This window comes from Bradyrhizobium sp. MI1.11 (genome assembly GCF_055811255.1).
Genome location: NZ_JBVVPM010000012.1, coordinates 20874 through 47522 on the forward strand (window position 1 = coordinate 20874; position 26649 = coordinate 47522).

Annotated in this window: 25 protein-coding genes and 1 pseudogene; 18 read left to right on the plus strand and 8 right to left on the minus strand. The window is 59.5% G+C overall.

Annotation, left to right across the window (positions count from 1 at the left end; translation table 11 throughout):
• Position 1 precedes the first annotated feature (1 nt).
• Positions 2-919 carry a LysR family transcriptional regulator gene (locus AC0L30_RS14525; protein WP_473404537.1) on the minus strand — a complete coding sequence of 306 codons (918 nt, stop codon included), beginning with the start codon at positions 917-919 and terminating at the stop codon, positions 2-4.
• 159 nt (positions 920-1078) lie between these two features.
• On the opposite strand from AC0L30_RS14525, the gene AC0L30_RS14530 reads away from it, so the two are divergent.
• The 3 genes from AC0L30_RS14530 (at position 1079) to AC0L30_RS14540 (ending at position 3721) form a co-directional block, all read left to right on the plus strand.
• On the plus strand, positions 1079-2002 hold the full coding sequence (locus tag AC0L30_RS14530) for a VOC family protein (RefSeq protein ID WP_473404538.1): 924 nt from the start codon (positions 1079-1081) through the stop codon (positions 2000-2002).
• Between the two features lie 100 nt (positions 2003-2102).
• The gene (locus AC0L30_RS14535) at positions 2103-2504 is read left to right on the plus strand and encodes a Rieske (2Fe-2S) protein (RefSeq protein ID WP_473404539.1); all 402 of its coding nucleotides are present in this window, start codon (positions 2103-2105) and stop codon (positions 2502-2504) included.
• An 89-nt stretch (positions 2505-2593) separates the two neighbouring features.
• Positions 2594-3721, plus strand: coding sequence for an FAD-dependent oxidoreductase (locus AC0L30_RS14540; protein ID WP_473404540.1), 1128 nt, complete (start codon positions 2594-2596; stop codon positions 3719-3721).
• Between the two features lie 303 nt (positions 3722-4024).
• Here AC0L30_RS14540 and AC0L30_RS14545 read toward each other — a convergent pair whose 3' ends face one another.
• The gene (locus tag AC0L30_RS14545; RefSeq protein ID WP_473404541.1) at positions 4025-4819 is read right to left on the minus strand and encodes a helix-turn-helix transcriptional regulator; all 795 of its coding nucleotides are present in this window, start codon (positions 4817-4819) and stop codon (positions 4025-4027) included.
• 162 nt (positions 4820-4981) lie between these two features.
• Between AC0L30_RS14545 and AC0L30_RS14550 the strand changes: the two genes are divergently transcribed.
• Positions 4982-6205: an MFS transporter gene (locus AC0L30_RS14550; RefSeq protein WP_473404542.1), complete on the plus strand. Its 1224-nt coding sequence runs from the start codon at positions 4982-4984 to the stop codon at positions 6203-6205.
• Between the two features lie 90 nt (positions 6206-6295).
• The gene (locus tag AC0L30_RS14555) at positions 6296-6781 is read left to right on the plus strand and encodes a PaaI family thioesterase (protein WP_473404543.1); all 486 of its coding nucleotides are present in this window, start codon (positions 6296-6298) and stop codon (positions 6779-6781) included.
• Between the two features lie 20 nt (positions 6782-6801).
• Here the strand turns inward: AC0L30_RS14555 and AC0L30_RS14560 are convergent, their stop codons facing one another.
• Entirely contained in the window at positions 6802-7356 is a 555-nt protein-coding gene (locus tag AC0L30_RS14560) for a TetR/AcrR family transcriptional regulator (protein WP_473404544.1), read from the minus strand.
• A gap of 298 nt (positions 7357-7654) precedes the next feature.
• Here AC0L30_RS14560 and AC0L30_RS14565 point away from each other — a divergent pair, with 298 nt between their 5' ends.
• The 6 genes from AC0L30_RS14565 to AC0L30_RS14590 all read left to right on the plus strand — a co-directional run bounded on the left by AC0L30_RS14565 (position 7655) and on the right by AC0L30_RS14590 (position 14164).
• Positions 7655-8653, plus strand: coding sequence for a fumarylacetoacetate hydrolase family protein (locus AC0L30_RS14565; RefSeq protein WP_473404545.1), 999 nt, complete (start codon positions 7655-7657; stop codon positions 8651-8653).
• A gap of 80 nt (positions 8654-8733) precedes the next feature.
• Entirely contained in the window at positions 8734-9267 is a 534-nt protein-coding gene (locus tag AC0L30_RS14570; RefSeq protein ID WP_473404546.1) for a cupin domain-containing protein, read from the plus strand.
• A 21-nt stretch (positions 9268-9288) separates the two neighbouring features.
• A complete protein-coding gene (locus tag AC0L30_RS14575) occupies positions 9289-10164 on the plus strand; it encodes a beta-keto acid cleavage family enzyme (RefSeq protein ID WP_473404547.1) in 876 nt (291 codons plus the stop codon).
• 18 nt (positions 10165-10182) lie between these two features.
• Positions 10183-10719 (plus strand): DoxX family protein, encoded by a 537-nt coding sequence (locus tag AC0L30_RS14580; protein ID WP_473404548.1) that lies wholly within the window; start codon positions 10183-10185, stop codon positions 10717-10719.
• Entirely contained in the window at positions 10716-12470 is a 1755-nt protein-coding gene (locus AC0L30_RS14585) for a CocE/NonD family hydrolase (RefSeq protein WP_473404549.1), read from the plus strand. The genes AC0L30_RS14580 and AC0L30_RS14585 overlap by 4 nt, the downstream gene beginning before the upstream one ends.
• A 14-nt stretch (positions 12471-12484) precedes the next feature.
• Positions 12485-14164, plus strand: coding sequence for an FAD-dependent monooxygenase (locus tag AC0L30_RS14590; protein ID WP_473404550.1), 1680 nt, complete (start codon positions 12485-12487; stop codon positions 14162-14164).
• A 98-nt stretch (positions 14165-14262) separates the two neighbouring features.
• On the opposite strand, the gene AC0L30_RS14595 is transcribed toward AC0L30_RS14590, so the two are convergent.
• Positions 14263-14841, minus strand: coding sequence for a TetR-type transcription factor C-terminal domain-containing protein (locus AC0L30_RS14595; RefSeq protein ID WP_473404551.1), 579 nt, complete (start codon positions 14839-14841; stop codon positions 14263-14265).
• A gap of 1286 nt (positions 14842-16127) precedes the next feature.
• Here AC0L30_RS14595 and AC0L30_RS14600 point away from each other — a divergent pair.
• Positions 16128-17447: an aminomethyl transferase family protein gene (locus AC0L30_RS14600; protein ID WP_473404552.1), complete on the plus strand. Its 1320-nt coding sequence runs from the start codon at positions 16128-16130 to the stop codon at positions 17445-17447.
• Positions 17448-17473: 26 nt separating this feature from the next.
• Positions 17474-17920 carry a cytochrome P450 gene (locus tag AC0L30_RS14605; RefSeq protein WP_473404553.1) on the plus strand — a complete coding sequence of 149 codons (447 nt, stop codon included), beginning with the start codon at positions 17474-17476 and terminating at the stop codon, positions 17918-17920.
• Positions 17921-18102: 182 nt separating this feature from the next.
• Here AC0L30_RS14605 and AC0L30_RS14610 read toward each other — a convergent pair.
• The 4 genes and pseudogenes from AC0L30_RS14610 to AC0L30_RS14625 form a co-directional block, all read right to left on the minus strand.
• A pseudogene (locus AC0L30_RS14610) lies at positions 18103-18693 on the minus strand (nuclear transport factor 2 family protein); the annotation flags it as partial.
• Positions 18694-18723: 30 nt separating this feature from the next.
• Complete coding sequence (locus AC0L30_RS14615) at positions 18724-20001, minus strand: aminomethyltransferase family protein (RefSeq protein WP_473404554.1); 1278 nt, start codon at positions 19999-20001, stop codon at positions 18724-18726.
• A 33-nt stretch (positions 20002-20034) separates the two neighbouring features.
• The gene (folD, locus tag AC0L30_RS14620; RefSeq protein ID WP_473404555.1) at positions 20035-20928 is read right to left on the minus strand and encodes a bifunctional methylenetetrahydrofolate dehydrogenase/methenyltetrahydrofolate cyclohydrolase FolD; all 894 of its coding nucleotides are present in this window, start codon (positions 20926-20928) and stop codon (positions 20035-20037) included.
• A gap of 8 nt (positions 20929-20936) precedes the next feature.
• On the minus strand, positions 20937-21653 hold the full coding sequence (locus AC0L30_RS14625) for a GntR family transcriptional regulator (protein WP_473404556.1): 717 nt from the start codon (positions 21651-21653) through the stop codon (positions 20937-20939).
• Positions 21654-21810: 157 nt separating this feature from the next.
• Here AC0L30_RS14625 and AC0L30_RS14630 point away from each other — a divergent pair, with 157 nt between their 5' ends.
• From AC0L30_RS14630 to AC0L30_RS14650, 5 genes are all read left to right on the plus strand, one after another.
• Positions 21811-23025, plus strand: coding sequence for an ABC transporter substrate-binding protein (locus tag AC0L30_RS14630; RefSeq protein ID WP_473404557.1), 1215 nt, complete (start codon positions 21811-21813; stop codon positions 23023-23025).
• A 74-nt stretch (positions 23026-23099) separates the two neighbouring features.
• Positions 23100-23969 (plus strand): formyltetrahydrofolate deformylase, encoded by an 870-nt coding sequence (gene purU, locus AC0L30_RS14635; protein ID WP_473404558.1) that lies wholly within the window; start codon positions 23100-23102, stop codon positions 23967-23969.
• Between the two features lie 23 nt (positions 23970-23992).
• Positions 23993-24856, plus strand: coding sequence for a branched-chain amino acid ABC transporter permease (locus AC0L30_RS14640; RefSeq protein ID WP_473404559.1), 864 nt, complete (start codon positions 23993-23995; stop codon positions 24854-24856).
• Positions 24853-25878 (plus strand): branched-chain amino acid ABC transporter permease, encoded by a 1026-nt coding sequence (locus AC0L30_RS14645; protein ID WP_473404560.1) that lies wholly within the window; start codon positions 24853-24855, stop codon positions 25876-25878. Before AC0L30_RS14640 ends, AC0L30_RS14645 begins: the two co-directional genes overlap by 4 nt.
• Complete coding sequence (locus tag AC0L30_RS14650; protein ID WP_473404561.1) at positions 25871-26647, plus strand: ABC transporter ATP-binding protein; 777 nt, start codon at positions 25871-25873, stop codon at positions 26645-26647. Before AC0L30_RS14645 ends, AC0L30_RS14650 begins: the two co-directional genes overlap by 8 nt.
• Positions 26648-26649: the final 2 nt, after the last annotated feature.

Genomic DNA, 26649 nt, shown 5'->3' on the forward strand with positions numbered 1-26649 from the left:
TCTACTTCCTCCGCATCTTGGCGGCGGCTTGCTTGAAGATGTCTCGCACCCAGATGATGCCGGGATCGCGGCTGCGATAGTGGTGCCACTGCATCTGCTGTTGAAAGGATTCCATCCGGAATGGGACTTCCAGGATTGATATTGGCAGTTGTCGCGCCCAGAGCTGGGCTGTCCGCCGATGGACGACCGCAATGCGATCGGTCCCGACAACGAGATGAGGCACGGAGGAAAACGCGAAGGTCGATATCTCGGTGCGCCTTGTCATGCCAAGCTGATCCAGAAGTACCGAGTCGAGAGCGCCCGCAGTCGGCGAGGAAAGATATCGCACGTGACCGGCTGCTGCGAACGCCTTGCGAGTGAGCGGCCCCTTACCGTATTTGCCGCGACGCCATGCCACGCAGCAATAGTCGTCTTCGAACAGCTCGATCGAAGGGTGTTCCGGCGAGCAAACGATCCGCGGGGCGATCAGGAGGTCCGCCTCGCCACGCTCGAGTAAGATGTTCGGCCGCTCGCTCTGCCGCAGGAAATGAAAGCGGATATGATTGCCAAAGGATGCCGTGAGCTCGAGGGCCGGGGGAACGATAGTGTGAAGTGAATAGTCGGACACGAGCAGGCGGAATTCACGGTCCGCCTCTTTCGGATCAAACGCAGGCTTTCTCGCCAGGGCCGCCTCGATGCGCGTGAGCACGTCGGAAATTTCCGGCCGCAGCGTTTCCGCGCGCACGGTCAATTCCATTTTTTGACCGACGCGAACGAGCAGCGGATCGTCGAAATACTGCCTCAGCCGGCCGAGCGCATTGCTCATCGCGGACTGGCTGAGATTCATCCTCTCTGCCGTCTGGCTGATGGATTTGGTGACGATTAGATGGTCAAGCGCCACGAGCAGGTTGAGATCGAGATTATTGAGCCGCAACTGCATCCCCTAGAATCTATTAATTCTATCAATATGGAGGATTTAAACTATCCATTTTCTTGATGAATTGCGAGATCGTATGCTGATCTTGAAGGCGCCGACCCGGCCGAATGCGCTCGGCACCAAGCCGGACAAGCTAAAAAGCAAACATCGAGGAGGAAAGGCGTGAAGATCATTGGCCCTGATGAGCTCGTGTTCGGCGTCGACAGCATAGAAGCCTGCGCCGCTTTCATCGCCGACTTTGGCCTGAAGTATGTGGGCGGGAAGGACGGCTCCGGCTTCTACGAGGCCCTTGATGGCACGGGTCTGTCGATCCATCCCAAGGATCATCCCAATCTGCCGCCGCCACTGCCAACCGGTAACATGCTCAGAAAGACGATCTACGGTGTCGAGGATCAGGAGACGCTCGATCAGATCAAGGACGAACTGAGCAAGGACCGGCAGGTTCAGGTCCAGCCCGACGGCACGGTTGACGCAGTGGACGATTTGGAATTTGCGCTTGGCTTTCGCATCACACGCCGGCGGAAACTTGATCTGCCTCCCGAGCGCATCAATTCTCCCGGTGCCGCGCCCCAGCGTAGCTTTAACGAAATTGGCGCGAATGAGAACGCCGCCGCATTGCCGCGCAGCCTGTCGCATGTCGTCTATTTTGTGCCTGATACAGCAAAGATCGAGGCGTTCTACATCGAGCGTCTTGGGTTCACCGTGATGGACCGGTTCACGGGCGGTGGCCCGTTCTTGCGTCCGGCGTCCAACACCGATCACCACACGCTGTTTCTGATCCAGACGCCGGAATACATGAAAGGGCTTGAGCATTTCGCGTTCCACATGCAGGGGCCCACCGAACTGATGCTTGCGGGCTCGCGCATGGTGAAGAAGGGATATCAGTCGTTTTGGGGCCCGGGTCGCCACAAATTCGGTTCCAACTGGTTCTGGTACTTCAACAGCCCCATGGGGACTCACGCCGAGTTCGATGCAGATATGGACGTTCTGGATGACAAGTGGGAGCCACGCGAATTGCCGATGAAGACCGAGCATTCGCAGGTCTTCCTGCTCGAGCATCGCGAGAAATGGGCCCCGGGCGGTTAAGCCCCCAGGCAATAACTGCGAGAGAAGGCACTGATCCGGCAACGTGCGAGCGAGCCGGGCGACCGTTCCTGACTTTGCTCGGCCGGTGCGCGAGTTAAAATTGAGCTCAGACAAAGTAAAGCCGCTGACCCCGGTGCTCTGCCGTCTCTCCGATCTGGCGGACGGCCAGGCTTTCGGATTTGATCCTTTCAAGAAGGGGCGCGACACGGTCTTTCTTGTGCGCAGGGGCGGAGCCGTCCATGCCTATCTCGACATTTGCCCACACTATGGCCGCACACCGCTCCCTTGGAAGAAGGATGCCTATCTGAGCAAAGACGGGCAGCACATCTTCTGCAGCGCACATGGCGCAACATTCGACATCGAAACCGGTGCTTGCGTCCTGGGGCCGTGCCTTGGTCAGTCGCTGACCTCGGTCGAGGTCGTGATCTCTCGGGCGGGGGAGGTCCGGCTTTTGCTCGACCCGGAGGCTTACAGGGGGAGTGCTCCGACCACTGCCGGTTGACGGAAACCAAATACATCGCGGCTTCGCTCTAATCAGCGAAGCGAATGCCGCCAGTAAACGAAAAGAGAGACGGAGGAGGAAACTTGGGTATGGTGAAGAAGGTCATCATCGCGGGCGGCGGAATCGGCGGCTTGACGGTTGCTCATGCGCTGCAACGGATGGGCGTGTCTGCCAGGGTTATCGAAATCGGCGATAAAGGCGACCGGATCGGCACCGGCATCACGCTGCTTGGCAATGCCTTGCGTGCGCTCGCCGAGCTTGGGTTGGCGGAGGCCTGCCTCGAAGGAGGATATGGCTGGGACACTGTTTCATTGCGCGATGCCGCTGGAAAAGCCCTGGGGGAGCAGTCTTCACCGAGGATATGGGATCCCAACCGGCCGGCCGCTTTGGGAATCATGCGACCCCGTCTCGGTCAGATCCTGGAGGCGTTTGCCAGAAGGAGCGGCGCGCGGATTGATTTCAAGACGACGATCACTCAGATCCAGCAGGACGAGAAAGGCATCTCGGTTCAACTGTCGAACGGCGAGACTGATCATGCCGATCTCTTGATCGCAGCTGACGGCGCCTATTCCAAGGTCCGGCAGAAAGTCTTTGGTGAAGAGTTCAAGCCGCATTATGCCGGCCAAGGGGTCTGGCGCTATACCGTCCCGCGTACCGAGGCCATCAACGGCTTCGTCCTGTATAGGCTCACGGCCGGAAGAGCCGTTGGCGCGCTGCCGCTGTCAAAGGAATTATGCTACCTGTTCTTCCTGGAGAGTACGGATGAAAAGCTCCGTATCCCGCAGGAGCAGGTGTGCGGCTATCTCCGTAACCTGCTCGCGCCTTACACCGCGCCCGAGCTGGTCGCTGCTGCCGGCATGATCGGTGAAGACAAGCACATCAGCTATCGTCCATTTGACCTCTTGATGATGCCGGCGCCCTGGCATCGGGGCCGCGTCGTGCTGCTCGGCGATGCCGCTCATTCGCTAACACCGCAAATGACCTCCGGAGGCGGCATGGCGATCGAGGATGCGCTGGTTCTCTCTCAGGAATTGGCGCGCAACGATGATCTGGAAACCGCGCTCTCAAGTTATTCGACACGGCGCGAGCAGCGCGTCAAGCGCGTCTACGACATCGGATACGCCATCTGTCAGGAAGAGCGGAAGCCTGAGCATGGCAGGGACTATGCAATGGGTCTGCTTCGGGAGGGCTACGCGTATCTCGCTGCGCCTGTCTGATCGCGGTTGCGCAAGGTCTGGGCCCGACTGTTACCGCTGTCCTTGCGGGGAGTGGAGGAGGGCTCGATTCTGCCATCGCCGTGCTGGCGTGAACGGCGGGCGCAGCCGCTGTCGTGACACTTCTGTACAGCCTGACCGGCTTGGGGAACTATCAGGCTCGAACCGGCGGCAGCGAACTAGTCGATCCTTGTATCTTATGGCACACTTGACCAGAACACGGTCTGCGGGGCGTGTGTCCAAGGTCCGAACGGGCTCCCGAGGCTGTTCGGATGCGTCAGCTGTGCCGCGCCGTCCGCGACGTCATCAATTCAGCCGGTGAGGCGATGCCGCCAGTCGCAGCACAATTGCGAACAGTTCGTTCTGCGAAGAGATGCCAAGCTTCTCGTATGCGCGCTTGCGGTATGTCAGCGCCGATTGCAGGCCGATCCCAAGATCGGCGGAAATAGCCTCGGAGCCAAGACCGGACAGGATGCGCAAGCACACCTCCTTTTCGCGAGGCGTGAGCTGCGAGATGGGCGGGCGCGAGAATAGCGGCTCCAGTCTTTGGAGCGGATGTTCGTCAAGCAGACTTTCGGCTTGTAAATGGCGAGCCGCGGCGGCGGTGATCGTCGGCGTAATCCTGCACAGGCGCGCCACCTGCTCGCGGCTGAAACGGCCCCGTTCCGTCGTTCTATAGAGGTTCACGTAGAAGCAGCAATGATCAACCCAGATCGCCGCTGCAACTTTATCGACGATGCCGGCATCCTCGAAAAACATTTTGGCGTAACTCGCATTGTACATCCTGCGGGAGAATGCCGGAAGCATGATAGGCGAGGCACTCGCCGCTTTGCGAAAGATCACATCTCGATTGGGATCTGCGACATGAAAGTGGCCGGCATACGCAGCTCCGAGCTCGCCGCCGATGGAAATGCTGCCGATGTTAAGCTGCGGCCGGACTGATCGCTCCCCATCGAAGGCGAACACCGTGCAGTGGTCGACGCCAGCGATGCGCGATAACGCATCCATCAATGCACACGAAAAGGCAGGCCGCCCGATCGCAAGTACGGCGGCGGTGACGTCGTTCAGGCCCCTCTCTTTGACAGACAGATGGGTTTGCATGGCTTCCTCCCTCACAAGTCTTTTTTCGAACGCGGCTGGGCTTTGGTCCCGAACGGCGGAGGCAAGGCACCTTGACGCGCCAATTTCGAAACGATACGGTTAGTAACTAAAACAAGCAAGAATAAGAGTTGATGCGGGAGTCGACGCAAGGGAGGAAGAACCGTGAGCGACGAGGTTGGGTCACCTAGCGAGCTTTGGCGCGGCCGGAAGCTGATTGCAGGCTGCATGCTCGGCATGATGATGAGCGTGTCATCGATCTATTTCTACACGTCCGGGCTGTTTCTGAAGCCCGTCGCAGCCGAATTCGGCTGGACGCGCGGGATGGCGTCCTTAGGGCCGCTGGTCGGAATTCTGGCGATTGGTATCGCCAGTCCGTTCGCCGGCCGCATGGTTGACCGCTTTGGCGCCTTCCGGATGGCGTTGCTCTCGGCAGGCGGCTTGGCAGCCTCGTTCCTGCTGCTGGGAACGGCGACTGTGGGTCTGGCAAGCTTCCTTTCTCTGACGCTTCTTCTGGCCGTTTTAGGCAACGCGACCACGCCGGTGTCTTACGGACGCATGGTCGTCGGCAATTTTCCAAGGCGCTTGGGACTTGTCTATGGGATCGTGTATTGCGGCCCCGGCCTTGGAGCGCTTCTGTTTCCCTGGCTCGTCGGATCGCTGCTCGGTGCGTACGGCTGGCGCGGCGCTTACCTTGGGCTGGCCCTGCTGACCCTGGGAACGATCCCGCTTATAGCTCTGTTGCTGAGGAGCCAGGCCAGCAGCGAAACGACTGAGCCGAGAGAGTCACACCAAAATTGGGCGCTCTATGCGGACCGGCGCTTCATGTTGCTCGCCGCGATCTTCCTGTTAGCCTCGACCGGGATCTTCGGAACGATCGTCCATTTCGTCCCGATGCTTACGGATCGTGGTATTGCGCCTGCGGCAGCAGCCAAACTGGCGGGGCTGATCGGATTTGCGGTTATTGTTGGCCGCTTGATCACTGGTTTTTTGCTGGACACCGTCGAGACCAATCTGCTTGCGGCCAGCATTTTTTTGCTGTCGGCCTGCGGGGTGCTGATGCTGGCCTCGGGCAATCCGGATCTGATCCTGCCGGGCACCTTGGCGATGGGGTTCACCATCGGCTCGGAGTTCGATCTGGCGCTTTTCCTGGTGGGCAGGCGCTTTCCGCCGGCGCACTTCAGCACATTGTTCGGCGGAATCTATCTGGCGGTGTCGATCGGCGGGGGCGGGGGGCCCATTCTGGCTGGCGTGCTCTATGACGCGGCCGGCAACTACCTGCCGTGGTTCGCCGTCGGCACGGGATGTCTGCTGCTTTCCGCTGTTCTCTGCCTCGTTGGCCGTCTCGCGGTCTTCCGAGATCGCTCGGTCGCGCCAAGTACCGCTTAACGTTGCGGCGCCTTCGGCCGGGCAGGCGATCATTACATTCTCTACAGGGCGGCCGCGGCCTTGGCCAACCCGAAACGGACAGTGCGCCTCATGAATCTCGATCAGCAATTCCTGCGTCAGCATGAGTCGGGCAGCGGTCTGCCTATTGCGGTCAACTCGACCGCGCTGGCGACATCCTTGGAGACCAAGCTGGAACTGATCGATCTCTCAGGCCCTCGCCTCGAGTTGTCGTTCAAGGTAGGCACGCATTTCCTCCAGGCCGAGGACGTCATTCACGGCGGCGCGCTCACGACAATGCTGGACTTTGCCATGGCCTACGCGGCGCTGCTCGCGATTCCCGACGGGCTTTCCGTTGCAACCATTAATATGAACGTCGCTTATCTCAGATCTGCAAAGATCGGCGGCTACCGCGCGCTTGCGGAAATCGAGCGCTGCGGAAAAAGCGTAGTGTTTGCCCGCGCGCGGCTTCTGGATCGTGACAAAAGAGCCATTGCAACGGCGACCTCCTCGCTTGCAATCGTGAGGCCTCGGCGCAAGCTCGCCGTGGCCGAGGTTGTCGGCGCCGAGCCCGCGTGAGGTATGCGGATCGGTACAGGTTATTTCTTGCCTCTGTCTGGCTTTGATTTCGCATCGCTCGAGAACAAGCTTTCGACGCTTGCACAAAGCATCTCGATAAACTGCTCGTTCAGCGGCTCGCCAAAGATCAAGCGGCGATAGATCGGCGAGTACAGCATCTCGACGGCCCATGCCGCATCGACATCGGACCTGAACAGTCCATCGCGCTGGCCTCGCTCAAACGTCTCCTGAACCAGGCGCCGGCGGTTCTTGGCAAATCGTTCGTTGAATTCCGCCAACAGCGCGTTGTTGTCGTGGCCCTCGCATAGAATCTGCACGACAAGCTTGCCGGCTCGGCCTGCGAAATACTGCGCGAGAGAGGTGAGGTGCCGTTTGATGGCCGTTCGGGGGTCGACGGCCGTCGGCATCGGCGTGTTGCTGAAATGCGATTCCATGAACGCATCGATCACCAGTGCGCCCTTGCCGTCCCACCAGCGATAGATCGTCGCCTTCGAAACGCGCGCCTCCCGGGCTACGGCTTCGATCGCGAGGTCCGCAACGGATGTCGTCTGCAGGAGGCTCATGGTGGCGGACAAGATCGAACGTCGCGATGCAAGATCGCGTGGCCGTCCGATCGGCCTTGAATCCAAGCTGTCCGGATCTTCGGCGACCTGTCCGCTTGGGGCTTTAGATACGCGGCGTGTTTGAATGTTTGATGCCATGAATGGTGCTGAGATTCACAAAAATTCGAACCGGATCGTTTTGCCTAGCACGGCCTCGCCTCGTTCGACAAACACTTCGCGCTTACGACGTGCGCAGGCCGAACTTCCAGCTTGACAGCGTGACATGAATCGATACGATACGTTTCGTATAATAACAGGGGAAGGAGCGATCATGAAACTCGGACGCATTTCGGTCGACACTCCGTTCGGCCCGGTCAGCCGCCTTGTCGCGGCCGAGCCTTCGAAGAGCCGAGTCATTGATTTGGCGAGCGCCGAGGTGCTGCGCCGGCAAGCGAAGGGCGCAACGCGCGAGGCTGCCCAGCGCCTCTCATCGGCGATCTTTCCTCCCAGCATGTCCGCTGCCATTGCGCTGGGTGAGGTGTTCCTGGAGACCGCGCATGAAGCGGTCGCCTCGCGCGCAGACGACGCAGCAACAGCCCTCTCGAACGTGAATTGGCTTAGCGCCGTCGATCCCCCCGTCATTCGTGACGGCCTCACCTTCGTAACGCACATCAAACAATTCCACGAGCGTGTTGGCGTTGAGCCTACTGAGGCGCTGCTCGAGATACCGGGCTATTTCAAGGGGACGCCATTTACTGCGGTTGGGCACGACGCCGAAGTCCCGAAGCCATTTTATACCGACTATTTCGATTATGAGCTGGAACTCGGCTATGTCGTTGGTCGCATCTGCCACAATCTGACGCCCGAGGAAGCGCAAAAAGCCTTGTTCGGCGTGACGATCTTCAACGATTTCAGCGCGCGTGACGTTCAGAAGCTCGAGATGAAGATCGGAATGGGGCCGGGGAAGGGGAAGGATTTTGCTTTCGGAATCGGCCCTTGGATCGTAACGATGGACGAGATCGGCCGTCTTGATGATCTGGAGATGGCGGTTCGCATCAACGGCAAGGAGTGCTCCCGCGGCAACAGCAAGGAGACCATCTGGTCGCCCGGCGAGTCGTTGGCCTACATGTCGATCTCCGAATACGTCCAGCCAGGCGATCTGTTCGCCTCGGGCACGGTCGGCAATGGATCGGGCCTGGAGATCGGCCGCAAGCTCGAGCCCGGCGATGTGCTGGAGCTCGAAGTGTCTCGCATTGGAACGCTCCGCTCCAAGATCATCGCGCCGGAAGAGAAACGGTGGTGGCCGGAGAAGCGCAAGAAATTCTGGTAAGGCTTGCCGTCACCTGACCGCTCCGGGACGAAGATCGCTTCCCGTACCTGATCTCCGCGTTCGAAACTTGAGAGTTGTCCATGGCTAAAGCCGTTCGTCGTATTGTGACCGGACACCGCGCGGACGGCCGTTCCGTCATCGTCTCGGATGGCGCCGCACCGAACGTTCGTGTGGTGCCGGGTACCCCGGGCCTTGCGGGGACCGTCATTTGGGTTTCCGACAAGACTCCCGCCGAGATCATGCAGGACACGGAAACGGCTCCCGCGGATCGCCAGCTCGCGATCGAGCCGCCACCAAGCGGCAACATCCTTCGTATTGCTGAATTCCCGCCCGACAGCCTCTACTCTCGTGAGAAGCTTGAGGAGTTCAGGCAGGGCATCGGCAGTCCCGAGGCCTTCGATACCAAAGCGCGACACTTCTTCTTCCACAAAACACATACACTCGACTACGCGATCGTTCTGGAAGGAGAGATTTGGGCGATGCTCGATGAAGGCGAGACGCTCATGCGCCCCAGCGACGTCTTGATTCAGCGCGGGACGAACCATGCATGGTCAAACCGCTCCGATCATGTTTGCAGGGTTGCCTTCGTCCTGATCGATGGCGCACGCGAATAGCCGAGGGAGCGCATCGAGACCATGTCCTATCCGACGATCATTACCTGCGCATTGACGGGGGCCGGCGATACGGTCGGCAAGAGTTCGGCGGTTCCGATCACACCGAAGCAGATCGCCGATCAGGCGATCGATGCGGCCAAGTCAGGCGCAGCAGTCGTCCACATTCACGTGCGCGATCCTGCCACTGGCGCGCCGTCCGTTGAATTCGACCTGTATGCGGATGTCGTAGACCGCATCAGGGGATCATCAACAGATGTTGTCATCAATTTAACAAGCGGGCCAGGCTCGCTATACGCGCCAGATGGTTTGCTGCTTCAGCCAGCTCCCGGGATCAATCCGCCGATGACGCCGCAGCAGCGGCTCGACCATATCCTCAAGCTCAAGCCGGAAATCTGTAGTCTAGACGTTGCGACGTTGAACTTCGGCCGGATTGCAATGGTCAACCTCGTGAACGATCTCGAATTCATGGGGCGAACGATTTCCGACGCGGGCATCAAGCCGGAGGTCGAAGTCTTCGACCTTGGACACATTCGGCTCGCCAAACATCTCCTGGAAACCGGCGCGCTGAAGGCACCAGGCTTCTTCCAGTTTTGTCTCGGCATATCCTGGGGCGCCCCTGCCCAGGCTGACGTGCTTCAATTGATGCGTAGTCTGCTGCCGCCAGGAGCGCTCTGGAGCGCCTTCGGCATCTCGCACGATCAGTTCCAGATCGTAGCCGCGGCCTGCGAGCTCGGAGGTCACGTCCGCGTTGGCCTTGAGGACAATCTCTACATCGCCAAGGGGAAGCTTGCGTCCAGCAATGCTGAACTTGTCGAAGAGGCGGTCCGGATTGTGACGCGTGGCGGATCGAGGCCGGCCACTCCGACGGAGGCGAGGAAGATATTGCTCGGCAGATAAAGATAAAGGGGTAACGCCTTGTCCGTTGAAGAATCTTCCACAATCAGCTCGGTCGGTTTATCTCCTCCGGAAAAGTGGGCGTCCCTTGAACGGCGCGAGGCGCTCGCAAGGCTACTTCTTCGTGCGAGCTTCGGGATGATCATCCTCGCACATGGCGTGCCGAAGTTGTTTGGCTCCGCGCAGCCCTCGCTGAAGGATCCGTTAGGTGCGGTAGCGTGGGTCACGGAAAACGTTCTTCACCTCCCGGCGCCAGCTCTCTTTGCCTGGCTGGTCGCCCTTCTTGAGACCGGCGGCGCCGTGTTGGTCATAATCGGCTTGGGGACGCGCGCGGTCGCCTGTCTCTTCGTCGCTCAGATGAGCGTGATTTGCTACGTGCTGGCGCCCAATTGGGTCTGGGACAAGCACGGGATGGAATACCCCGCCATGCTAGGTCTTGTGGCACTTTACTTTGCGATCACGGGCGCCGGTGCTTTCAGTCTAGACGGCATCAGTTCTGCCGATGCTACCTCGCCAATTCGTTCCGACGGCGCATACCGCGGTGGGAGGACGCAATGATCGGACCGCTGCGGTCTGAAGTTGCCGACGGGATGAGGATAGATTGGGATGTCGGCATCCAAATGGACGATGGCATCATATTGCGGGCCGATATCTTCCGGCCCATCGCAGATGAAAAATATCCGGCGATCCTCACCTATGGACCCTATGCGAAGGGCCTGCATTTTGCGGATGGCTATCCGACCGCGTGGCAAATTCTGACCAGAGACCATCCGGAAGTACTGCGAGGCACGACCGGTAAATACGCGAACTGGGAAGTCGCCGATCCAGAAAAGTGGGTATGTGATGGCTTCGTCTGTATTCGCATCGACAGCAGGGGAGCAGGACGTTCGCCTGGAGTGATCGATCCATTTTCTCCGCGCGAAGCGCGAGACGGCCACGACTGCATCGAATGGGCGGCAGCCCAGGCATGGAGCAACGGCCGCATCGGCATTTGCGGCGTTTCCTATTACGCGACGAACGCGTGGCATGTCGCCGCCTTGAGCCCACCGCACCTGTCTGCGATTTGCGTTTGGGAGGGAGGCGGCGACTTCTATCGCGATTTCACACGACAGGGCGGCATTCTCTGTGATTTCCTGCCCAATTGGTACGACAAGCAGGTCAAATCCGTCCAACACGGCCTTGGCCCTCGAGCCCCCAAGAGCCGCGTAACCGGTCTCCCGATCGCTGGCGACGAAACTCTGTCCGAGGACCAGCTCCGACGCAACCGCGTCGACTTTCCCGGCAATATCTTCAGCCACGCGCTCGACGACGAGTTTAATCGAGCTCGTTCGGCCGACTGGTCGAGAATCCGCGTGCCACTCCTTTCCGCAGGAAGCTGGGGCGGCAACGGGTTTCATTTGCGAGGCAATATTCAGGGATACCTCGACGCGCCATCGGAGCAGAAATGGCTGGAGATGCACGGCCTCGAGCATTGGACTCATTTTTACACAGACTATGGTCTGTCACTGCAAAAGCGTTTCTTCAGCTACTTCCTCAAGGGCGAACAAAACGGATGGGATAGGCAGCCGCGCGTCCAATTGCTGGTCCGCCACCCAGGTGAGCGCTACACGTTGCGACACGAGCAGGACTGGCCACTTCCGCACACCAGGTGGACTAGGCTGTATCTCGTACCGACATCGGGGGAGTTGCAGCCCGACGGTCCTGTGAGCCTTGACCGAGTCTCGTTCGAGGCGGAAAGCGATGGTCTGACATTCAAGACGCCGGTGCTGCGAGCTGAATTGGAGATCTGCGGACCTGTCGCCGCGAAGTTGCACGTCTCATCGACCACGGCGGACGCTGATCTGTTTGTCGTGTTGCGCCTGTTCGACGAGCTTGATCAGGAGGTGCATTTCATGGGAGCGGCAGATCCCCACACTCCAATCGCACAGGGCTGGTTGCGGGCGTCGCATCGCAGACTTGATCTAGCAAAAAGCACTTCAGTCCGGCCCTTTCATACCCACGACGAGGTCAGGCCCCTTACGCCTCACCAGACATATGAGCTCGATGTCGAAATCTGGCCAACAAATATCGTAATTCCGGCGGGCTATCGTCTGGGCTTTTCAATACTCGGACGTGACTACGAGTATGGAGGACCGGGGATTCCCATGTCCAACTTCAAGAACAAAATGAAAGGTTGCGGGCCAGCCATTCACACGCTCGATCGTGGCGCGGACGCATACAGGGGAACGACAACGGTCTATTCCGGACCACGCCAGGAAAGCTACATTCTTCTGCCAGTCATTCCACCACCCGATACATCACCGACCTGATCTGAGTGGACGCATTGGGGCACAAGACCTTTGAGCAGTTCCGTGAGGCGATCAAGCCAGTTCGTGGTCCGGACGGACGGGGCTGGGGCGATGCTGAGGTGGTCATCGTCGGAGCCGGACCGATCGGGCTCACGGCTGCAAACATCCTCGGATCGTTCGGTGTCAGGACGGTGCTGGTCGAGCGCAACGAGTTTACCTCGGACTCGCCGCGCGCTTTGGTCGTCGACGACGAATTTATGCGCTTGCTCGACAATTTGGGGATTCTGTCCGACATGCGCGACCATATGGCCGCGCCGTTCGGTATCTATTTCTATTCTTCCTGGGGACGGCCGATCATCAAGGTCGCTCCCTTCATGACGCCGAATGGCTTTGGTAACCGAACCGGCGTCGTGCAGCCGGTTTTCGAGCAACTCCTTCTCGCTCATGCCCGCTGCTATGAATGCGTGGATCTCCAATATCGGACGAGGGCGACCGCCATCACGACTGGACCAAACAGCGTCGAGCTCACGGTGCAAACCTCCAACGGCGAAGAAAGAGAGATTAGCGGTCGGTACTTGCTTGCCTGTGATGGAGCGAAGAGCTTTGTTCGCTCTGCGCTCGGCATTGCCTTTGAAGGAACGCGCATCGACCAACCTCATCTGGTGATCGATCTGGCAGAATTTCCGGATCAATCGCCTTATTCGCGGTTCTTTTGCAATCCAGCGCGTCCGCTCAACAGTATCCCGACACCGTATGGCGGGCGCCGGCTGGAGTTCATGCTCGCGCCAGGAGACGATCAGACAGCGATCGTCACATCGGCCAGCATCCGCCATCTGCTGGCCCATCATTCACCCTACAAGGACGTCGCAGCAAAGATCGTTCGCTCTGTCGTCTATGGCTTCTCTGAGAGGATTGCCAAAGAGCTGCAGCGCGGGCGCGTATTTCTTCTCGGTGATGCCGCTCACGTGATGCCACCATTTGGCGCACAGGCCATGAACACCGGCGCGCGCGATGCCAACGATATTTGCTGGAAGATTGCCCAGGTCCTGGCGGGACGGGCGGGCGATCCTCTGCTGCAGACGTATGAGGCGGAAAGGCGTCCGCAGGTTGAGGCAATTATCCACTATTCGGTGACCATCGGCAGGCTCGCTAATATCCGCAACAAGCCTCTGGCGCTTCTTCGCGACTTGGTTTTCTCGGGCTTCAATTTGGTTCCGCCAATCAAGCGGTTCTTCGCCAGCATGAAGTACATGCCTAAACCTCGGCTGGAGAGCGGCTTTCTCGTTCGTCACGGCGGGCGAGGCGATCGGCTTGTTGGCCGCATTCTTCCCCGGCTAAGCTTGAGCCTTACTGACGGCACCTCCTGCTCCATCGACGAGCTCGCGGGCAACGAATCCATCCTGCTAGGGATCGCGATAAATGCTGGCAAGATGAACCAGCTGCTCGCTCATCCGCTCGCCCAACGACAGCGATGGCGATCCATCGCAATCAGCCTGGACGAGGACGAAGGGTGGGGGGAGTTCGAAGGCGCGCGCATTCCCGATGACGAGATGAGACGCTCTCTAGCAAAGTTCAGTGGCCAGTGTCTTCTCGTAAGGCCCGACAGGTACGTTGCGATCCTTGGCGAGCCAAAGCGATTTGCCGGAGATATGGATCTGCTGATGCGCTCGTTCGGCAAAGACATCGAAGGACCGAAGAGCCTCTGCGGAGAGTAAGTTGATGAAGCCCGACGTACTTCTCCCTGATCAAGTTTCATGACGCGGGCCGGATCGAGGCAACATCCGCCGATCGCCGGGCAACGCTTTGGCGAAGTCTACTCAAGCGGTCTGGTGGCGACTCCTGTGAGAAGTATAGCGGCGTATTCATCGATGATCCCGTCAATGTCGGCCGAACGCGGCCAGGCATGTGCGCTGATCACCGAGTTGCAAAGGCCGAGCAGCGCAAAGGCCGCAAATTCCGCGTTCAACGTCGGGCGGAAATCGCCGCTTGCCACCCCAGCGGTGAAGATGTCCTGCACCAGCTTCTGATATTGGCGCGACAATGCGACAATCCGCCGCCGCTCATCATCGGGAAGTTCGTGGCGGTGACGCAAGAACACCCGGATATAGTCTGCATAGGGTCTCTCGCGAAGAGGCGAGAGTTGAACCTGTATCGCAGCCCTGACCTTTTCCGCAGCGCTAGTGCTCTCGGCAACAGCCTTGCGGAGAGTGGCGATGAAGTTCGTTACCCCCGCCTCGCATACGGCGAAAAGCGCCGCCTCCTTGGACGGCACGTAATAGTACAGGCTCGCGCTCCTCACCTGCAGAAGGTCGGCAATGTCCCGGATGCTGGATCCTTCATAGCCCTTTTCGGCAAATGCCGTCGCCGAGGCGTCGAGCACTTTCTGATACATGTGGGCCCATCGCCGCGTCGTCTTCGATTCCGTAACAAGAGGTTTGACAGCCATAGGCGACCTGTGTGTTTTCCACCGATCAGTCGATAAAATAGAAAAGAACCAACACAATCAACATTCGTCTGCTTCAGGAGCCCCAAACGCTCCGGGTCGCAGTCGGCTCAGGCCATGGCCATGACGTGTCAATTGGCTGGGGGCGGAAAGCATTAGAGGAGGTGCAATGAGGATACGGTTCATGGGGGCTTGTCTGCTGGCCGTCTGTGCTCTTGCCACTCATCAAGCGCGAGCGGACATGAGAGTCGGCATCGTCATCTCAGCCACCGGCCCGGGATCCGAGCTCGGGCAAGCGCAGCTCAAGACGGTTGCTGCGCTGCCCAGGCAACTCGGCCGCGAGTAAGTGACCTACATCACCTTGGACGAGGAGTCCGACTCCACCAAGGAAGTCCAGAACGCCCGCCGCCTGATGATCAGGACGGCGTCGACGTGCTTGTCGGGTCGTCCCTGACGCCGGTGACGATGCCGATGCTCGACATTGCGCTGCTTCTGGTCGAGCGCGCAACGCCTTAACGTCGGATCTGCCGCGCGCGCTCGTCATCGATAACGATATATGCGTCTGCTGGACAAATTAGGGATTCTTCCCGTATTGCGCGACGATATCGCCACGCTCTTCGGCTTCTTTCTATTCATCGCGGGGAAGGCCGATCATCAAGGTAGCGCTTAAATCCGCAGGCCGTCCTGCCATGTAATCCTATTCCCGGATCTCGGCAGTACAGGGTCCTAGTGAGCAGGAAGTCGAGATTCTTCTTGTCATCTTAATGCATTTTGCGCGCGGGATCGAACTTGGCAGATAGAAGGCAATCACTGATCGTGTCCTCGCATGAATCATTGCGCGCGGTTGAGATGCCAAAGCACGATGAAGTTTGGCTGAATCGTCGTCGCGCTTGGCTCTTTGAACGAGCATGTCCGGCGTGAGGCGCGGCACATCAACAAACCGACGTTGGATCTTTATCGAGGATCCCGCCAGGCAGCGAAACAGGATCAGTTCGAGAGCGTATTGTCGGTGACTCTGCGGCTGCGATGGTCAATCGAACCTGATCTACCTCAACTTCTATCGAGCCCTTCCCAGGGACGCTTCAGTTGTCGGCAATTGAAGAACCTAACGAGAGCTGCCTCCAATGCAGCTTCGGCTGTCCCATTCTGCAGGGACAGACGGTCGGTTGTGTTGAGCCTATCATAAGGATTGTCTTGCATCTAAACCGTCAATATCTCGAACGAGGTCAACAATCGTGTCTGCACCATCACCCTTCGCACTTCCAACAGCCGTTCCGTTCTACTCTGATTATCCCCTCTTCAATCTTGGCGGCGGGGCGCCGCGCCAATGGGAGTTCAACGGTTGGAAGCAGGAGAGCATGTCGTGGAAGACCGGTTGCTATATTCATGGCGGCCTCTCCGGGCCGGCGCAGTTTCTGTACGAAGGTCCGGAAGCCGAGAGTTTCCTTTCGCAGATATGCGTGAACAACATCACTGATTTCAAAGTCGGAACAGCAAAGCACGCGATCATGTGCGCCGAGACCGGACATATCGCTGGTCATGGTGTTCTTCAGCGACTGGGCCGAGACCAGTTTCGCCTGTTTGTGGCTGGACCATGGTCTCGCTATCAACACAGCAGAACGAATTTTGACGTTAAAGAGACCGTTGAGAACAATTATCTCTTTCAGATTGCTGGTCCAAACAGCTTGCGGACGATGGAGAAAGTCACGCAGGAGAACCTCCGAGACATTAATTATTTGCGTTACCGACAAACGCGGATTGCTGGCCGACCAGTGCAGATCATGCGAGCGGGGATGGCAGGCACGATCGCGTACGAACTGCATGGACCAATAGAGGATGGACCCGCGATCTATGAAGAGGTGTACCAGGCTGGCCGCGAGTTTGGAATCGAACGTCTGGGATGGCTCACGTACCCGGTCAACCACATAGAGGCGGGATTTCCGCAACAGTCTTGGACCTTCATCGTGGCAGCCTTCGCAGATCAGGGTTTCAATGAATACGTAAAGAAGGTCAAACCGCTGCGGTTCAGTTCTCCAGCGTTTTCTGGCAGCATTGATCCGAACGATATGCAATCGCGTTTCCGCAATCCGTTTGAACTCGGCTGGGGTCGTTCCGTTCGCTTCGACCATGACTTCATTGGCCGTACGGCCCTGGAAAAAGAGCACGCAAATCCGAAGAGAACCATCGTGACGCTGGTGTGGAACGCGGATGATGTCTTAGACATCTATGCGTCGTTGCTTCGCCCTGGACAGGAATACAAATATCTCGAGCTTCCGGCGACGCCGAACTATCGCGCGGTTCTCGCGCACGCGGATCACGTCTCCAAGGGGGGACGTATGGTTGGAGTGTCGTCGGGAGTTGCCTACAGCTATTACTATCGTCAGGTGATGTCCCATTGCGTGATCGACTTGTCCGAAGCTCAAATCGGCAATGAGGTGGACCTGCACTGGGGGGATTTTGGAGGAAAAATGAAGGAGGTACGCGCGGTCGTCGCCCGCTATCCCTACCTCAATGAAGCGGATAACAAAAATCTGGACGCGTCGCGCTTTGCTTGAGATCTGAATCCCCAATGGGAGGAACGATGAGCCTGGATGCCCATCGTCGATCTGCATTGAACTCACAACGAGGCCATGCGCTACTTGCCGGCAGGTCTGGTGCGGCAGTCGTCGAGGGGCTTAGGCTCTATCTGCGTCCTGGATTCGTGAGCAGGATTGCCACTGAGAACATCGATCTCGATGGAACGGTCATTCCCGAGGGCGCTGATGTTCGCATCGCTATTTGGTCTGCTAACCGCGATCCCCGGAGGTTCGAGCGGCCCGACGAGTTCGATCTGCATCGGCCAAGGAACCAGCCGCTGACTTTCGGCACAGGTCCTCACGGATGCCTCGGCCAGAGCCTGGCGAAGGTGGAGATAGAGGAGGTCGTCCGTTATCTCGTCGCGAACTACCGAGCTCGGAATGCGTGCTCCAGCCTTCAGAAAGCTTTCTGTTCACTCGACGCGGCTGGGCCGCGCCGGCCGTGCGGATGAGGTTGCCGCCAGCATGTCTCTTCTTTGCCTGCGATGACGCGAGCGTCATCACGGACCGAGTTCTTGCTGTCGATGGCGAGGCGTCGGCCACTTTCTTCCGTTCGTAATGCGGATCGCCTGAGTGTTTTGGATCCTCGCCGCGCGCAACTTTGAAGCTTCCCAGCCTCGCGCCGTTGGCTTAGTGCGTAAAGTGCTGCAACTTCCGGACCCTTGAGTGCCGGCATATCCTTTTTTGACGGGATATCCGATTTGAGACTGCATATAGGCCAAATGGCGATAGCCGGCCGGAAACTGCGAAAGCAGCTTGCCATCGAGCTTCAACGAGGCGCTGGGGTCAATCGGATCAATCCGGTCCTTTTCGTAGATGGGCTGGCGTACCACCAAACCCAACGGCCCCGACGCTTCTCCAGGAAGTCGTAGAAGCGTCTCGTGGAGACCACGTCGCAAAGCACGTCGTGAACACCAGCTCTTCTGCGAGATCGTCATCTTCGTCTGTGCAATCGCGCGTTCGCCCGAAAGATCAATCAAGATGCCTCCAAGGAAATGAAGGATGCTGACGCCCCGATTCCATCCCTCGATGGAAGCCTCGATCAACTCGGCGGCCGTCCCTTTTTCCAGGTGGCGTTCATCCGCCCGTCATCGTGCCACACGGTTCAAAAGCGCTCCCAGTCGCCCGCGTCGCGCCAGATCGCCCAATTCTCGATCAACTCGCGAATTGCACGTCGATCGCTCTCGTCATGCAGGTCCGAGGTGTCTTTCTGTGTCGTTGTCATATCCTGCTTCCATCCGATAGCGCGCGCTTCTCAGGCGAGCTTGGCCATATCCGCCCGCCGGTTGTCCTTCTTGTAGGGAGCCGTAGCCACGGTGGCGCGAATTTCCTTCTGTGGTTCGCCGGGATTGCCCCACACCAGCACGACCTCCGTGCCGATGTCGCTATCGGCGACGTCCATGACGCACAATGACAGCATCTGGCGGAAGTAATAGCTATACCCGCGAGACGTCGAAATACCGACTTCGCGGCCGCCGCGCAACACCTTGTCCGCATAGACGAAGCCGCGCTGGTCGCGGGGCATGTCCATGAAATGGAAGGGCTGGTCCTTGCCGAACAGCGAGGCGTAGACGCCGACGACATCGTCGGCGTTCCAAACTAGCGTCCGGATCACGCGGCGAGGGTTGGCCATTTCCTTCTCAAGCGCATCGCGACCGATGAACTCATGGTCGAACTTGATGTTCTTGCCCCATCCAAGTTCGACGGGGCTGCGGTAGTAGGAGCGAATATCGTCCGACTGGAAGCTGCCGGCGATGTTGAACGTCACCGCAAAGGACGGCATGGCGGCCATGAACTCCGCGAGATATTCCCGGGAGTCTTCGCCGAACATCGCCGGCAGATAGTCGACCAGGATGGTCGGGAAGCAGGCCTCAAGATGGTTGATGCACACTGCGCGGCCGCCAAGCTGGCGGATGCCGAAGTCTTTCCCGGCTTCGAGGATCGCGTCGTAGATTTCCTTCGAGTGCGCGGTCGGACCCTGCAGCTCGAAGCCGGGTTCGCCCGCCATTCCCTGCCGGAGCGCGAGAACCTTGTGTCCCCTGATGGTGATTTCCCCGTTGCGCATGAAGCCGATATCGCGAACGTTCTGACCGGATACCTTCTCGACGACGGCGGCCGCATTCGGTCCGGAAACCTGGAAGTTGAACCAGTCGTCGGGTTGCGAGGTGGCGTTGTAGTTGCCGTGCCGAAGTTTGTAGTCGACCCAGAAAGTGCCGCGACCAAACAGCATGAATTCCTCCTCGCCCAGCCGGGTGAGAATGCCTTCGTGGATGACCTTGCCGTCGTCGTTGCAGTGAATGACGTGCTTGGATTGATGCAGGTCGAACTTCGCGAAGCTGTTCACGGACGTGTCGGATAGCAGCTTGAGCGCGTCCGGCCCCTTGAAGCGGCGTTCCCAAAGGAAAGACCAGTCGCCGATATAGCAGGTCTGTTTCCAGGACATGCTCTCGTCGATCCAGTCCGAGTATTCGGGGAGGCCCCAGCGGGTCGTGAAATAACCTGGCGGTGTCGTACGCATATCATTCGGATTCATTATTACCTCCTTTGTTACGCCAACAGCGTGATATCAATCTGAATGAAGGGGTGTCAGGATCGGTCCTCGAGTCCGCTCGACGAAGCGGCGGGCTGCCGACATGGTGTTGACCAGCAGCATGGTGATCGTCATTGGCCCGACGCCGCCAGGCACGGGCGTGATGTAGGAGGCCTTCCGGCTCACACCCTCAAAATCGACGTCACCGACCAGGCGTCCGTCCGGCAGCCGGTTGATTCCGACATCGATGACAACCGCGCCGGTCCGTACCATCTGGGGCAGGATCAGATTTGGAACACCTGCCGCGACCACGAGGATGTCGGCTAGGATCGTATACTGCGCGAGGTCCCGGGTCTTGGCGTGACAGACCGCAACCGTTGCGTCTCGGCGCATCATCATCAATGCCATCGGCTTGCCGACGATATTGCTTGCTCCGACGATCGTGACGTTCCTGCCCTCGATCGGAATACGGGCGTGGTCGAGGATGTTCATCACGCCAAAGGGCGTGCAAGGCGAGAAGATCGTGTCTCCGACGACCAGCCCCCCGACATTGTAGAGATGAAAGCCGTCGACGTCCTTTTCGACGGAAATCGCGTGCAGCACGGCGCGAACATCATAGTGCGGTGGCAGCGGGAGCTGCACGAGGATGCCGTGCGTCGCCGGATCGTCGTTCAGATGTTCGATAGCGTCGATCAACGTGGCGGCCGGCACATCCTTCGGATATTGGATCAGGCTCGAGCGGATTCCGACGTCCGTGCATGCCCTGATCTTGTTGGCGACATAGATGCGGGACGCCGGGTCGTCGCCTATCAGGATCACGGCAATTCCCGGCACTACACCGGTAATCCGAACAAGCTCTTCGACCTCGATTCGGGTCCCATTCCGAATCGCCTTTCCGATCGCCCGACCATCCAGAATACGTGCACTCACGGCCGGTCCTATTTGAAGCGCGAGGTCTTGATCAGCGTGAGGGCGGGAATACCGCGAGGCTCCTGGCCCGAGGCCAGCACCAGCCGCAGATAACGCATCGCGCAGAAGGAATGCTCGGCCGTTACCGCCTGCGCTCTCGCGCTCTGACGGCCCCGAATTGCCTCGACGATGGTGCGATGCTGGTCCTGGGCGAAAACGAGAATCTGCACGACGCCGTGCACGTCGGTGCGCTGCGACTCAATGAATGCGTTCGGGGCTGCGAATGGGAGAGACATGATGCGCTGAAGCGAGTGCGCGATCATCTCGCTGCCCGATGCCTCGACGAGCAGCGCGTGAAACTGGTCGTTGAGGCGGACGAACTCGCTGAGGTCGAAGTGCTTCGACAGGGCGGCTACCGCATCGTCCAGATCTGCCACGCAGCGGTCCATGCATGCGAGCAACTCGGCAGGCGCGCCGCGCTCGGCCGCGAAACGCGCAGCCATTCCCTCCAGGACGCCCCGGATTTCAATGGCGTCGGCAAGGTCCTGTTCGGTGAAGCCTTTGACCGCGAATCCGCCGCTCGGTAGCTGCTCCAGCAGCCCTTCCTCGTTCATGCGGACCAAGGCGGTGCGGGCCGGAGTTCGGGAAACGTCGAAGCGGTCAACCAGCAGGGTTTCGGAGACACGGGTACCAGGTCTCAGCTCGCCTTCCAGAATAAGACCACGGAGACCGAGCAGCGCCTTCAACGTCTGGGAACTTGCGTCATCCATAACCGCGGGATCACCTTTCAGGATACCGTGCGTATACGATATTGCCATTTCTCGGGCCAAACTTGACCGATTTCCAGCTGTATGTCACTACATCGTATACGTATAACATACGCCGCGCGCAAGGGGCCGTATCATGGGAGGAGTTTCCTTGGGGAATCTGATCAGGTTCAGAACTGCGTTCGGAACTGGAATTGCGGCCGCTGCCATCCTTTGGAGTGCGGCCGGTTTGACCGCCGAGGTGGTCAAGGTCGGCGTCATTGCGCCGTTCTCCGGCAACTTCTCAGGCTCGTTCGGCGCGCCGTTCCGGCAGGGCATCGAAGCCTATGTGGCGCAGCACGGACAGCCGGCATCGGAGATCAGCATCGAGTGGATCTATCGCGACAACTCGCAGGTCGATCCGCAGCGCGCGAAAGCGTTGGCGCAGGAGTTGGTCGTCAAGGACAAAGTGCAATACCTCGCCGGCATCGTGACGACGCCAGAGGCGCTCGCCATCGCGCCGCTGGCTCAGTCGGCAAAAATTCCAACCGCCCTGTTCAACTCTTCGACTTCGATCGTCGTGAGCAAGTCGGATTATTTCGTCCGCACCTCGAACACGCTGCCGCAGGTGACGGTGCCGATCGCCCGCAATGCATTGAGGCGGGGGATTCGCAACGTCATCACCGCGGTTGCCGATTACAGCCCGGGCATCGATGCCGAGACCGCGTTCAAGAAGACCTTCGAGGCGGGCGGAGGCACGATCGTGGAATCGATCCGGATGCCACTGAGCACCACGGATTTCGGTCCCTACATGCAGCGGATCAAGATCGCCAAGCCCGACGCGCTGTTCGTTTTCCTTCCCTACGGCCCACCGACTTACAGCTTTGTGAGGTCGTATGCCGACAGCGGCTTGCGAGCATCCGGCGTGCGCTTTCTCGGGACGTCGGAGACCCAAGAGAGCGACCTTCAGGAGCAGGGCGATGCCGCGCTCGGTATCGAGACCACCTATTTCTACTCGGCAGCTCATCCTTCGCCTGAGAACAAAGCATTTGTGGAGGCGGTGGCTAAGGTAGCGCCGGGAGCGACGCCCAACCCCGCGACCGTGTCAGCCTATGACGGCACGCACGTGCTGTACACGATGATCAAGGCGACTGCGGGCAGACCCGATCCGGATGGCGCGCTGTCAGCCGCGAAGGGGCTTTCCTGGACGAGCCCTCGCGGGCCGGTGCGGATCGATGCGCAAACGCGCGATATCATCCAGAATGTCTATCTCCGAGTTGTCGAGCGCGATGCGGCCGGGCGCCTGGTCAACCGTGAAACTGAAACCTTCGAAGCCCAGCCCGATTACGGCCTAGAGCTGTCAAGGAGATGAACGTCCAGCTTACCCCCGATGCCGGCGTTTGCTTCCACGTCGCCGTGACCCACCAAGATACGCAGGAATCCACGATGTCTTCGCCTTGCTACATCTTGACGCTGTCCTGCCAGAACAAGCCCGGCATCGTCGCCGCGGTGTCGGCATTCTTGTTTCGCTCCGGCTACAATATCCTCGACGCCAATCAATTTGACGATGTGGAAACCGGGCGCTTCTTCATGCGCATCGTGTTCAATCCGGTCGAAGCCAAGTCGCAACCGGACGCGACCGGATTGCGGGAGCAGTTCGCGGAGACTGCGCAGCAATTCGGGATGTCCTGGTCGCTTCACGATCGCGCGCAGCGGCGCAAAGTCCTGATCATGGTATCGCGCTCCGATCATTGCCTGGCCGACTTGCTATACCGCTGGCGGATCGGTGAGTTGCCGGTCGATATCGTAGGCATCATCTCCAATCATCCCCGCGAAACCTACGCCCACCATGACCTTGAGGGGGTGCCGTTTCACTATCTGCCGGTGACGAAGGAAACCAAGCTTGAGCAGGAGGCGGAGGTCTGGCGAGTAATTCAAAATTCCGACGCCGAGCTCGTGGTGCTGGCGAGATACATGCAGGTCCTCTCGGACGGGCTGACGGCAAAGCTCGCCGGCCGCTGCATCAATATCCATCATTCCTTTCTGCCCGGTTTTAAGGGAGCAAAACCCTACCATCAGGCGCACGAACGGGGCGTCAAACTGATCGGCGCGACGTCACACTTTGTCACCTCTGATCTCGACGAAGGCCCGATCATCGAGCAGGACGTCGAGCGCATCTCGCATCGGGACACGCCCGACGACCTGATCCGCAAGGGGCGCGACATTGAGCGCCAGGTGCTGGCACGCGCCGTTCGCTATGTGGTGGAAAACCGGGTCATTCAGAACGGCCGCAAGATCGTGGTCTTCACGGATTAGCCGATACGCGACGGTTGCGGCAGATGAATACGCTAAGCAGCATTCTGATCGATGCTCTCGCCTACGGGATGGTTCTGTTCATCATCTCGATTGGCCTGTCGATCATGCTCGGCCTTGCCAAGGTCGTGAACCTCGCCCATGGCGGCTTCGCCATGATCGGCGGCGTACTGGCGTCGCTTGCCGTTCGGTCCGCCGGTCTGCCCTATGGCGTGGCCGTTGTCGCGGCGATTCTCGGCGTGGTCCTGCTCACGTGGCCGCTCGAGCGCCTGCTGTACCGCCGGATCTACGCGCTGCCGCCGCTGCCGCAGGTCTTGACGACCATCGGCCTCACCTTCTGCATCATCGGGCTGACCAATTTTGCTTTCGGCCCGACGGTGAAATCGATCCCGTTGCCTCCGCTGCTTTCGGGGGCTGCCGACATTGGATTCCGTACGCTGCCCGCGCAAAGGATCTTCGTCATCGCGTGCGGCGCCACGGTGGCAGTCGGCTTGTGGTTTCTGATCGAGCGGACCGAATTCGGCATCAGGCTGCGCGCGGCGGTCGACAATCGCACCATTGCGTCCGCCCTCGGAATACGGACCACCCGCCTCTACGCGATTGCGTTCAGCCTGTCTGCCGCTCTCGCCGCACTCGGCGGCATTGTCGGCGCCGAGCTGATGCCGATCGAACCATTTTACGCGCTTCGCTACATGGCGGTGTTTCTGGTCGTGGTGTCGGTCGGTGGCGCCGGCTCGATCGCCGGTTCCGTTGCCGCCTCGCTGCTGCTGGGCTTGGCGGATACGACCGCAAAATACCTGGCGCCCGAGTATGGCGAATTCATCTTCTATCTCACCGTCATCGCCACCGTGTCGCTGTTTCCCAATGGCCTGCTTGGACGGCCGCAATGACGCTTCAGGTTATCGCGCGCGCCTCCGCGAAGCAGGGCAGATTTCAAGTCCACCGCGATCGCACGACGATGACGCAGCTTGCCGTACTTGCCGTTGCCGCGATTGCCGCATTCTGGCTGTTTCCGAATGATCTGGCATTTCTGGCCCGCATCATCTGCCTGGCGATTTTCGTAATGTCGCTCGACCTCGTGCTCGGCTTCTGCGGCATCGCCACGCTTGGACACGCGGCGCTGTATGGTGTCGGCGGATATGCGGTGGGAATTCTTGCCGTCTCTGGCGGCATTGCCCAGCCGTTCGTCCTGTTGGCCTGCGGTATGCTCGCCGGGGCGGTGGCCGGCGCGGTGTCCGGCGTCATCATCGCGCGACATCGCATTCTCACCCAGATCGTGGTCTCGATCGCCCTCGTCCAGCTTACGGCTGCCGCCGCCAACAAGGCATCATGGCTGACCGGGGGGAGCGACGGATTGTCGGGGATTTCTCCGGGCCCGATTTTCGGCGCCGAGTTCGATATCTACGGGCGGACGGCCTATTGGCTCGCGGTCGCGATGCTGCTCGCCGTCTTCGCCCTGTTAAGACGCCTGGTCCAGTCTCCGTTCGGCATGCTGTGTCGGGCGATCGAAAGCGATGCCCTCCGCGTCGAGGCGATGGGCGCGAGCGTTCGGCCGACCCTGATCGCGATGTACGCCATCTCTGGCGCGGTTGCTGGATTGGCCGGCGCCCTGGCCGCGCTCACGGCGGGCATCGTGGCACTCGACAGCGTCAGTTTCGAAAGATCGGCGGAGGCGGTGGTCATGCTGATCCTGGGCGGGACTGGCACGCTGATGGGCGGTGTGTTGGGCACCGTGTTGTTCCAGGTCGCCGAGCACGTGTTGTCAGCCTTGAATCCGTTCCACTGGTTGACGTCTATGGGTGTTTTGCTGGTGGTGGTCATTCTGACGCTGCCGGGCGGCATTCAGAGCATCGGGACGCAGGTCGTGCAAAGGATTAAACCCGCGCGCCGGGGAGCTCGTCGTGATGTCTGAGCGGCTCCGGATAAATGGCTTGCGCAAGGCGTTTGGCGGTCTTGCCGTGACGCGCGACGTCTCCTTCGGCCTCCAGTCAGGCGAGCGGGTCGCCCTGATCGGCCCGAACGGTGCGGGGAAATCCACCCTTATCAATCTTGTGACCGGGCTGCTCGCTGCCGACGGCGGAGAGGTCCGGCTGGACGGGCAGGACGTCACGCGCGCATCGGCGACGGTACGTGTACGAGCGGGATTGGTCAGATCGTTCCAGATCAGCCGGCTGTTTCAGAATATGACGGTTCGCCAGAATCTGAGGCTGGCGATTCTTCAACGGCAGAGGCTGACCGCGCGCTGCTGGCGTCCAGCCGGTCAGTATCAGGCCGTTGAGCATGAGACTGCTTCAATCCTCGACCAACTCGGACTGTCCGCCGTCGCCGATGATTTGGTCCACCATATCGCCTATGGGCAACAACGGTTGACCGAGCTTGCCCTGGCTCTCGCGCTTAATCCCGGCGTTCTGCTGTTGGACGAACCAGCGGCTGGAGTTCCCCAGTCGGAGACCGGGCTTATTCTGAACGCACTCGAGCGCCTGCCGGCAGGGATTGCCATCCTGATGGTCGAACATGATATGGACCTGGTGTTTCGTTTCGCGTCGCGTGTCCTGGTGCTCGCTGCAGGGGAATTGATCTTTGAGGGCACGCCGGACGAGCTTGTGAAGGACTCCCGGGTTCGGGCGGCCTATCTCGGTGGCTACAGGACCAGTGATAGTCATCGTGGGCGCACGGCATGACG